The sequence below is a fragment of the uncultured Subdoligranulum sp. genome (assembly GCF_937890665.1).
The window spans coordinates 1-9110 of sequence record NZ_CALADU010000009.1; the positions used below are offsets into that span (position 1 = coordinate 1).

Here is a 9110-nt window from a genome sequence, read left to right on the forward strand (position 1 = left end):
GCGGTGACGGTGCCGCCGAAGGCTGCGGGGATTGCCCTGGAGATCCAGGAGGAAGGCAAGGCCAAACGCTACACCATCACCGATGAACTGTCGGAGCTGTCTGAGGTCTACGATACGGACTTCACCATCATGTCCCCTCTGTCCTACTTTGGTCGGCGGCGGTGCGGCAAGAACGCCCGGTATCTCTATGCCTTGGTCTTTGATCTGGATGGGGTGGGGATGCCCCAGCTCCGGGACACGCTGCACCAGATGAACAAGGATATTTTGCCCCAGGCAACCTTTGTCGTAAACAGCGGGACGGGGCTTCACCTGTATTATGTCCTCGATGAGCCGATCCCTATGTACCCGCACAACCAGAAATGCCTGAAGGAGCTGAAATATTCTCTTACCCGGCAGATCTGGAACAGGTACACGTCCACCATCAAGGAACCGCAGATGCAGGGTATATTGCAGGGTTTCCGGGTGGTCGGCTCCGGCTCCAAGCTGGGCCGGGAGTACCCGGTGACGGCTTACCGGCTCGGCGGAAGGGTGACGCTGGAGCAGCTGCTGGAGTTTATCCCGGACAGCAACGGGGAGCAGCAGTGGCTTGAGGGGCTTATGAGAAAGAGCCGTCTATCGCTGGCCGAGGCGAAGGAGAAGTACCCGGACTGGTATGAGCGGCGGATTGTCAAGAAGGAGCGGCGGGGCCGCTGGACGGTCAAGCGTGATCTTTACGACTGGTGGCTGCACCGGATCGGGGACGAGATCCGGGTGGGCCATCGTTTCTACGGTATTATGACGCTGGCCATCTATGCGAAGAAGTGCGGGATCAGTGAGGACGAGCTGCGCCGGGACGCTTTCTCCCTTCTGAAACCTTATGACGATATGAGCGTGGAGGACATCAACCGTTTCACGAAGGATGATGTGGTGTGTGCCCTGGAGATGTTTAACGAGGACTATGTGACATTTCCCAGGGACGATATAGCGAAGCTCTCCGGCCTGACTATGCCCGTCAATAAGCGGAACTGGCGTAAGCAGGAACAGCATTTGAGAATTGCAAGGGCAACGAGGGACATAATCCATGATAATTGGCGTGAAGGTAATGGTCGCCCATCAGCTCAAGATCGGGTGTCTGAGTGGCGTCAGCAGCACCCGGAGGGCCGCAAGGCCGATTGCCACCGGGATACGGGCCTTGATCCCAAGACGATTCGCAAGTGGTGGGAGAAAATGAGTTGATAATTTAGCGCAATTATGATAAAATAAAGACGAGGTGATATTATGAATATGATTCGACCTGTTTCGGATTTGCGGAACAATTTTGCCGATATTTCAAAGACGGTGCATGAGACTGCAAAGCCGGTATTTCTGACGAAGAATGGGTACGGAGATATGGTTGTGATGAGTATAGAGGCGTTTGAGAGCCTGCAGTTTGAGAGTGAGGTGTATTTTAAGCTGCAGGAGGCGGAGCGAGAGGCCGAACTGACCAATAAGCGATATTCCTCGAAAGAGGTGCTGAAAGCCATGCGAGATGCCATAGGAGGAGAACAGGTTGTATAATTTGGAGTACTTACCTGTTGCCCGGCAGGATATGATTGAGATTGTCCGATATATCGGCGTAGAGTTAGCAAATCCTGTTGCTGCGGATCGCCTGGCGATAGAATTGATCGAGGCTGGAGACAAGCTCCCTAAGTTCCCATACGCAAATCCGGCATATACACCGGTTCGACCATTAAAGCATGAGTACCGGAAGCTATTGGTACAGAATTACTTCATATTTTATTGGGTAGATGAAGAAAAAAAGCTGGTAACAATTGCCCGAGTAATCTATGCGAAGAGAGATTATAATTTGCTGCTTGAATAAAGGAGCCGTTTATGAATTTTGATAAACAGGGGCAGCCCTCTGGTACAGGGAATAGTGATTTCTATTTGGAAAAGCTGGAAAGAGGGCTTGAACAGGTACATGAGGGGCTTGGAATTATAAAGACCATGGAAGAGTTGGAGGCAATAGAAAAAGACGAGGATACATATGGCCCGTTTGATAGCGTGGCAGATCTGATGGAGGCGCTGAATGCTTAAGGTCTTGCAGATTGGCTACGAGCCGGAGCGTGATCGCCTGACTTGGGATGGCTGGGACATTCACTGTGGCCAGGGCCTGGATGTGCTGCTCCCGGATCGGCTCGGCGGCGGCACATGGCGGGTAGTCTCCTTTGAGTACAATGATAAGGGATGGTATATGCCTGGGCATCCTGGGGTGTCTCCGGTGGGCCTGTGGGCGCGAGAGAGCGTGGAGGGCTGATATGAATTGCCACTATACGGATGAAGAGCTGCGGGAAGATGTGGAGCATACCATCGGGATCAGAGCGAAGGATATTGAGAAAATCCAGTTCTGCGGTCTGTGGCATATTCGCTTCCGGGCCTTTGGTACGGACTTCTATTATTATCGGGCCGATTCCGATGACACGGTGCATTTGGTTGAGTCGCCCTGGCAATGGGAATAAAGATAAAAGATAGAAAAAGCCGGCCTTCAGGCCGGCTTTTTCTTGTTTTCTGGATTTCTATATTGCTATAAAAATAGATATATAGTAAAATAAAAATCAAGATACATAGAAAAATATAATTTTATAATTATAGGGGAGTGATGCGCAATGATAATTGCAGTAGCCAATCAGAAAGGCGGCGTCGGTAAGACCACCACAGCCCAGGCCCTTGCTGCAGGTCTGGCCGGGAAGGGGTACAAGGTGCTGGGCATTGATCTTGATCCCCAGGGGAATTTCTCATCGGCCTGTGGCGTGGAGAGCTACAATGTACCCACGGTCTATGAGGTGATGAAACGGGGGGCCACCATCCAGGAGGCCATGCAGCACACGAAGGGCGGCTATGACCTGGTGCCGGCGAACATCATGCTGGCCGGGGCTGAGCAGGAGCTGTCCCAGACCGGCAAGGAGCATCGTCTGAAGGAGGCCGTAGCTCCGGTCGCCGGCGACTATGACTTCATTGTGATTGACACGCCGCCCTCCCTGGGCGTGCTAACGGTGAACGCCTTTACCTGTGCCACGGATATTCTGATTCCAACCACAGCCGGGATATTCGCCACGGCCGGGATCTCTCAGCTCAACGAGACAGTTACCAGCGTCCAGAAGTATTGCAATCCTGGCGTGAAGATCCGGGGCATCCTCTTTACCCGGTTCAATCCCAGAGCCAATATCAGCCGGCAGATCAAGGAGTTGGCGGAGCAGCTGAGCGAGTACATCTCGGCGCCGATCTACAAGACCTATATCCGGTCTGCGGTGGCCGTGGAGGAGGCACAGGCGAACCGGGCTGATATATTTGACTATGCCGGGAAGTCCACAGTGGCAGAGGATTACAGAGCGTTTATTGATGAGTTTTTGAAAGGAGTTAATGAGTGATGGCAGGGAAAGCAAAGTTTGACCAGGAGGCCGCATTTAAGCAAATTATTGGAGCCGACCGAGAGCCGGGAGAGCAAGTTACTGAGCAGCCGGTGAAAAAGAATAAAAGCAAAGATCGGGTACAGCGGTCATATTTTCTGGATCGGGATTTAGATAAGGCATTAAGGAGAATGGCACTGGACAAAGAGAAAAATCTTACAGAGACGATTAATGAGATTTTGCGTATGGGATTAGAGGAGTATCTGAAATAAACAGGGTCGGGAAGAATGACCGGTAGTTTGGCCTGATTTTTTCAAAAAATGGCCATAGGCAAGTGTTACTTGCCTAAAAGTAAACCGCACGCGGTTTACTTTTACTATAGTTCCTTATAAACTTGGAGGCAGAAAAATGATATTGCGGCAGAAGCTTAAGTATTTGAGAAAGCAGAGGGGAATGTCTCAATTAGAGATAGCTGAAAAATTAAAGGTGTCAAGGCAAGCTGTGTCTGGATGGGAAGCGGGTAGTTCAAAACCATCAACAGAGAATTTGCAATGTATGAGCAAGCTGTATAGTGTTTCTCTGGAATACTTACTTGACGATAGCCAGGAGTTTCCAAAAAAGAAAGAGGATCAAGGCGCTGAGAGAGATATTATAACAGATAAAAGTAGAAATACGAAGAAAGCATATATATTGATAGTAGTAGGCGTATTAGCATTTTTGCTAATATGTTTTGTATGGAGTAGTTTTAATTCAGATAAGGAAAATGCTAAAGGAGTTGAATTAGGAGATATGGATGGAGGGGTGATGCCAGAAACAGAAAAAGAGTTTGGTTTAACTTGGGAGGATTAAAAGAAAGGAGGTGTATGATTGAAAATCAGAAAAATAGTGACGGGTTTATTGATGCTTGTAGTGACAGTGAGTTGTTGTACAGTTTCGACATATGCAGCAGAACTACCCGATCAAAGAGTATTTAGTTGTATGAGAGCGACTGGACATTTCGATATGGAAGTATCAGGAAACTCTACTGTAAAAGCAAACACGGAGTTCCCGTTAGAGATTGGGGAGACGGTAGCTATCAATGCTGTATATTCTCCGCAGACTGCAAGTGTTGACTTTGGCCTACTGGCCCCGGATGGGCTGTTTTATGCACTCAATACGACGGATGGAAGTTTTGATGAAGTGATAGAAGTAGATCAGAGAGGGAACTACACACTGGTGGTCAGAAACAACTCCGATTATTCGATTAACGTTTCTGGTTATGTAAATTATTAACTGATAGGTTAGAAAGGAGTAATTCTAATGAAAAGAAACACAAAAATATTTTCGCTGATCTTGGCTGCTTGTATGAGTGTTTCCCTTTGTGTTCCTGCTTACGCAGCAGAGCCTACAAGTGATTTGAAAGAGGGAATTTCGCCTGTTTCAGAGGAAGTATCTGAGTTCCTTGATAATAGCCAGACGACACAAACAATGGTTATTAGTGAGCGGGAAATCATTGATAATATGATCTCTGAAGGGGTCATCACCCGTGAAGATTTGAATGAAAATTTGAAGGAACTGGCGAGTCAGTCCGAAAGTGTTCTGAGGGACTCTGGGTATAATGAAAAACAGATTTCAGCTATTATGTCCTATGAAGAAGGAGAAGATGCCTATAATCATATTTATAATTCGGGGGCAATGACCAGATCGACTGCTGATGCAGATGTAGTTTTTAGATATGGTTTGGCGGGAAATAATACTCGGAGACAAGTTACTATTGCATACGATATGAATTGGACGGAGTGTCCTTTTTGGACATTTACAGATAGTTTTGGTGTTGGATGGGTAGCAGCAGATAAAGATTCTGGATATTTAGCTACAAAAATTGATAGCTCCATTGCAAGCGTTGATTATTTTACGGTTGATGGGGAAAGTGCTGGCCTTTATAGAGACGTAGAGATGGATACTTTTAGTAACCGCGCTGTTATTGGAAATCCCATTTTGGGAAGTGCTAATGGAAATTATGGAAAACATATTAGCGGTATTACAAAAGTAAGCACACAATCGAATTCCTATAATTTGGACACTATTCAGTTGTTTGTAGCTTATGCACATACGATGATGACAATTGATTTTTCCTGGGAAGTTACTCTTGGAGTCGATATTTCAGAGACAGCAATATCTTTTAGTTTGAGTCCAGATGTGACACAAGAAATGATGGCACAAGATAATCATACATTCAACTACAACGATGATGGTGATATAGTGGCCTAATAGGTGATATAGTGGTCTAAGAAAGGCGGATAACTCCGATTGTTTTAAACTTCAGAGTTATCCGCCCTTTGAATACCAGATTTTAAAAGGAAGAGTGAATGTATGGTTTTTTTGATCAAACTATTCGGGATACTTTTAGGGTTTGTATTTCCGGTTTTTATAGTAAAAGCAATTAAGGAAAGTTTACAAGAAAAAGGAAAAGAGCAGGTATATGTTGTATTATCGAGCGTATGCGGTGGAGCAATAATGCTTATAGTTATGGGATTGCTTCCGAATACATAAGGCGTTGAAATAACGGTTTACCCGTTATGCTTACATGAACGGGTAAACCGTTATACGGTTAATTTTCTGCGTATGCTGTTGACTTATTCGACGGTCTATGGTAAGATGAGACTGGGATGGAAGATGATTTTTGGGGCTGCTGCTCGGCGGCTCCGATTGGAAGGAGGCTGGATAGAGTGGCTGCGGCTGGCGCTGGCCGGGAGTTGCGGCGGATTTGAATGCTCGTCTGGGCGAGGGTAAATAGTGATTAGGCCCAGAGCGTCCTGGTTGGCCGGATCGGTCTGCTGGGGGTTCAGCAAATACCCATAAAAAGCCGTGACAGGGTTGATACTCCTGTGTGGTGTGCGGGCTTGCCGTAGTAACCTTTGTGAATTGGAAAAGCACACCATGGACCCCACCGCAAGTAATCCTTTTGAAAGTGATGGGTAAGTGAAATGTATCGTGTCCCTATCCACCCTCTGATAGTAGCCAGGATACTGTAGATCTCCTGGAGAGCCGCACCCTCTAAAAAGGTGCCGACAGATTCCGAACTGCCGTAGATCTCAATAAATCGGGGCTGCACACATAAGCAGTTCAAAAAAGTGTCGGGAGTGATCCCAAAACCGTCACACATAAGACGTTAAAAAGTGTATTTGCCGACTGCCGAGTCTCCGAGGGGAGCTGACATGAGGCGGCTTAGCTTGAACGTATATAAATGAAATAATTTACATGAAATAACAAGAAATATATAAAAGTAGAAAAATAGGTATCTATAAAAACAGAAAAATAGATTTACAGAAAAATAACGGCGAGGGAGGAGGCTCTATGGGACGGCGCAACAAGGCATACCACAAGGATCTCCACCAACAAGCCTATGACCGCTTGACCGGGATGCTGGCCATTGGAGAAAGCAAAAAGAGGGCCATGGCCGATGGGACGGAGAAGGACAAGATTTTTTCCTTCAGCACCTACAAGGCGTATTGGAAACACGTGAAGTATTTCATCAAGTACATCCAGGAGAAGCACCCGGAATGTACCACGCTGAAAAGCGCAAAGAAGTATGTCAATGAGTGGCTGCAAGCCAGGACTAACCAGGGTCTTTCTGCCTGGACGATTCAGCTGGAGGCCAAGGCCATGGGCAAGCTGTACGGCATTTCTCCCGATGATGAAAACTACTTCAAGCCCCCCAAGCGGAACCGGGAGGACATCAAACGGAGCCGCGGCGTTCGGGTGCGAGATAAGCATTTTTCCAAGACGAACAATGATGAGCTGATTCGATTCTGCAAGGGGACAGGGCTGCGCCGGAGGGAGCTGGCGGAGCTGCGGGGGAAAGACCTGGTTACCAGGGAGCAGATCGAGACGGAGATCTCCCGGCTGGAGAGCCGGCCGGCAGCGGAGCTGACGCCGGCCGACACAAAGCGCCTGGAAATGCTCCAGGACGCCCGGTTATTCCAGGGGGGATACTTTACCCATGTCCGCAGCGGAAAGGGCGGCAGGGAGCGTCTAAGCCCCATTATCGGCCCGGATTCGGCGCAGATCATAGAGCGGATGCAGAGCACCCCCAGCGAGGAAAAAGTGTGGCAGCACGTCCACCAGAGCGCCGACATTCACGGTTATCGGGCGGAGTATGCCACAGCCATGTATAAGGCCCATGCTCGGCCCATCGATGAGATTCCCTATGATCGGGTGAACAAAGGGAGTGGGCGGAAATATCAGAGCGAGGTCTATATCTGCCGGAAGGACGAGGCTGGGCGGAAGCTGGACAAGGCGGCCATGCTGGTGTGCAGCAAGGCCCTGGGGCACAACCGGATCAGCGTCGTGGCCGACAACTATATCCGAGGGCTGTAAGGAGGGGGAGCCGTGAGCGAGTTCGTAAAAAAGACGATGATAGGGTATAAAGAGCTGGACGGTGGCCACTCCGATCCGGAGTGTACCCATGTGATCCTGCCCGTGAAGGAGTATGATGACCTCTTGCGGGAGATCTCCCAGGCAAAACAGAAAGCCAGGGAGGAAAGAAGCAAGGCGGATGATGATAAGAAGGAACATGAACGAAAATTGAGGCAGATGGCGCAGGAGCATGAGCAGACGATAGAAAAGTGGAGAGCTGCGTTGGGGGCAGAACAGGCCGAAAGTGCTCACCAGAGGGGGCTGAATGAAAACCTGCTGCGTATTGCCAGGGAAAGAGCCAACGCAGATCGAAAGCTGAAGCCCAAGAAAGAGCACTCTGGCTATGTGGTAGTGGTATCTTTAGAAAAGATCTATCGGTACAAAGATGGCCGTAGGCTGGAATCAGCAAAACTATGGGAAACGGTGATTCAGAGTCCGTATTCGATAGAGTTTCCAGCAAAACAGGTGAAGAAGCTGATTATTCAAGAATTCTTCCCGGAAGAAGGAAAGTGGGAAGCTGCCAGGTTAGGGATAGACAGATGGTACTCCGGTGATTATGGAGATCTTCTGAATGATCAAAATGTAGACGAAGAATTTATGAAGCACAATGTGGCTCTGATGGAATATCGGAGCTTCAGGGCAAACTATCGGGCCGGGTATTGGGAAGTGGTGTTAGTTCATACAAGGCCCCTTGGGGTTGTCCCGAAGGATATGCGAGTGAGCTGAAGGAGGGAGAGCAGCTGGAGATCCAGGTGGCCGGTCACTGGATCGAGGTCGAGCTGGAGCGAGATTCTGACGGTGGCTGGAGCTGGCGGGATCTGGAGACTGGATGGAGTTTGAAGCGTACCGACATTGCGCCGGTCAGCGTCCGGAAAATCGACGCCTAAAATAAGCCTGTCTGGGGGACTTGAAAGAGCTGCTTGGACAGGCTATAATAACAAGCAAAAACAGGGAAAAAATATATTGATAATATATGCCGTATGTAGAGGGTAATGGGAGAGTGTAAATATGCCGAAATTTGGTCTGCCCCAAAATAGGGAAAAAATATATTGATAATATATGCCGTGTGAAGGCCCTTTAGGGCCTCAAAAAAATCTCTTAAAATTCTCTCTCGGACAGGGAGAAAGTCGGAGGGGAAAAGGGGGGTGGGCGGAGGCTGTGGGAATGTGGTAAACCCAACGGGTTTTCCATCATTTCCATGGCCGGAGCCAGGGGGGAAAGGGGGAGGTGACTTTCTCTTTAAGGCCCCGAAGGGGCCGCTCTTTGGCTCCCCCTTTCCCCCCTTCCCGCCCGCAGGCGTTCCCCGCCGCAGCGGATTTTCTTTTTGCTACTTTTTCTTTTGGAGGT

Annotated in this window: 15 protein-coding genes; all 15 read left to right on the top strand. The window is 48.7% G+C overall.

Annotated elements, in window-relative coordinates:
* On the top strand, positions 1-1215 hold a 1215-nt coding region (locus Q0526_RS00420), incomplete at its 5' end, for a hypothetical protein (RefSeq protein WP_298729772.1).
* A gap of 42 nt (positions 1216-1257) precedes the next feature.
* A complete protein-coding gene (locus Q0526_RS00425) occupies positions 1258-1536 on the top strand; it encodes a type II toxin-antitoxin system Phd/YefM family antitoxin (protein WP_298729774.1) in 279 nt (92 codons plus the stop codon).
* Positions 1529-1840: a type II toxin-antitoxin system RelE/ParE family toxin gene (locus Q0526_RS00430; RefSeq protein WP_298729776.1), complete on the top strand. Its 312-nt coding sequence runs from the start codon at positions 1529-1531 to the stop codon at positions 1838-1840. Before Q0526_RS00425 ends, Q0526_RS00430 begins: the two co-directional genes overlap by 8 nt.
* A gap of 11 nt (positions 1841-1851) precedes the next feature.
* Positions 1852-2055: a type II toxin-antitoxin system antitoxin, RelB/DinJ family gene (locus tag Q0526_RS00435; protein ID WP_298729779.1), complete on the top strand. Its 204-nt coding sequence runs from the start codon at positions 1852-1854 to the stop codon at positions 2053-2055.
* Positions 2048-2275 carry a DUF5348 domain-containing protein gene (locus Q0526_RS00440; RefSeq protein WP_298729781.1) on the top strand — a complete coding sequence of 76 codons (228 nt, stop codon included), beginning with the start codon at positions 2048-2050 and terminating at the stop codon, positions 2273-2275. The genes Q0526_RS00435 and Q0526_RS00440 overlap by 8 nt, the downstream gene beginning before the upstream one ends.
* A 1-nt stretch (position 2276) precedes the next feature.
* Entirely contained in the window at positions 2277-2477 is a 201-nt protein-coding gene (locus Q0526_RS00445) for a hypothetical protein (RefSeq protein WP_298729782.1), read from the top strand.
* A gap of 147 nt (positions 2478-2624) precedes the next feature.
* A complete protein-coding gene (locus tag Q0526_RS00450) occupies positions 2625-3386 on the top strand; it encodes a ParA family protein (RefSeq protein ID WP_298729783.1) in 762 nt (253 codons plus the stop codon).
* The gene (locus Q0526_RS00455; RefSeq protein ID WP_298729785.1) at positions 3386-3637 is read left to right on the top strand and encodes a hypothetical protein; all 252 of its coding nucleotides are present in this window, start codon (positions 3386-3388) and stop codon (positions 3635-3637) included. Before Q0526_RS00450 ends, Q0526_RS00455 begins: the two co-directional genes overlap by 1 nt.
* A gap of 136 nt (positions 3638-3773) precedes the next feature.
* Positions 3774-4214, top strand: coding sequence for a helix-turn-helix transcriptional regulator (locus Q0526_RS00460; protein ID WP_298729786.1), 441 nt, complete (start codon positions 3774-3776; stop codon positions 4212-4214).
* Between the two features lie 18 nt (positions 4215-4232).
* Positions 4233-4637: a hypothetical protein gene (locus Q0526_RS00465; protein ID WP_298729787.1), complete on the top strand. Its 405-nt coding sequence runs from the start codon at positions 4233-4235 to the stop codon at positions 4635-4637.
* Between the two features lie 27 nt (positions 4638-4664).
* Positions 4665-5615, top strand: a complete 951-nt coding sequence (locus tag Q0526_RS00470) for a hypothetical protein (protein ID WP_298729789.1) — start codon at positions 4665-4667, stop codon at positions 5613-5615.
* A gap of 102 nt (positions 5616-5717) precedes the next feature.
* The gene (locus tag Q0526_RS00475; RefSeq protein WP_298729791.1) at positions 5718-5897 is read left to right on the top strand and encodes a hypothetical protein; all 180 of its coding nucleotides are present in this window, start codon (positions 5718-5720) and stop codon (positions 5895-5897) included.
* A gap of 804 nt (positions 5898-6701) precedes the next feature.
* Complete coding sequence (locus Q0526_RS00480; RefSeq protein ID WP_298729793.1) at positions 6702-7724, top strand: hypothetical protein; 1023 nt, start codon at positions 6702-6704, stop codon at positions 7722-7724.
* Between the two features lie 12 nt (positions 7725-7736).
* On the top strand, positions 7737-8489 hold the full coding sequence (locus Q0526_RS00485; RefSeq protein ID WP_298729795.1) for a hypothetical protein: 753 nt from the start codon (positions 7737-7739) through the stop codon (positions 8487-8489).
* Between the two features lie 26 nt (positions 8490-8515).
* Positions 8516-8650 carry a hypothetical protein gene (locus Q0526_RS00490; protein WP_298729798.1) on the top strand — a complete coding sequence of 45 codons (135 nt, stop codon included), beginning with the start codon at positions 8516-8518 and terminating at the stop codon, positions 8648-8650.
* Positions 8651-9110 lie beyond the last annotated feature (460 nt).

Excerpts from the sequence above, each read along its gene's own strand:
- Q0526_RS00425 (WP_298729774.1), top strand. The coding sequence starts at position 1,258 with ATGAATATGATTCGACCTGTTTCGGATTTGCGGAACAATTTTGCCGAT.
- Q0526_RS00435 (WP_298729779.1), top strand. The coding sequence starts at position 1,852 with ATGAATTTTGATAAACAGGGGCAGCCCTCTGGTACAGGGAATAGTGAT.
- Q0526_RS00440 (WP_298729781.1), top strand. The coding sequence starts at position 2,048 with ATGCTTAAGGTCTTGCAGATTGGCTACGAGCCGGAGCGTGATCGCCTG.
- Q0526_RS00445 (WP_298729782.1), top strand. The coding sequence starts at position 2,277 with ATGAATTGCCACTATACGGATGAAGAGCTGCGGGAAGATGTGGAGCAT.
- Q0526_RS00450 (WP_298729783.1), top strand. The coding sequence starts at position 2,625 with ATGATAATTGCAGTAGCCAATCAGAAAGGCGGCGTCGGTAAGACCACC.
- Q0526_RS00455 (WP_298729785.1), top strand. The coding sequence starts at position 3,386 with ATGGCAGGGAAAGCAAAGTTTGACCAGGAGGCCGCATTTAAGCAAATT.
- Q0526_RS00460 (WP_298729786.1), top strand. The coding sequence starts at position 3,774 with ATGATATTGCGGCAGAAGCTTAAGTATTTGAGAAAGCAGAGGGGAATG.
- Q0526_RS00470 (WP_298729789.1), top strand. The coding sequence starts at position 4,665 with ATGAAAAGAAACACAAAAATATTTTCGCTGATCTTGGCTGCTTGTATG.
- Q0526_RS00475 (WP_298729791.1), top strand. The coding sequence starts at position 5,718 with ATGGTTTTTTTGATCAAACTATTCGGGATACTTTTAGGGTTTGTATTT.
- Q0526_RS00480 (WP_298729793.1), top strand. The coding sequence starts at position 6,702 with ATGGGACGGCGCAACAAGGCATACCACAAGGATCTCCACCAACAAGCC.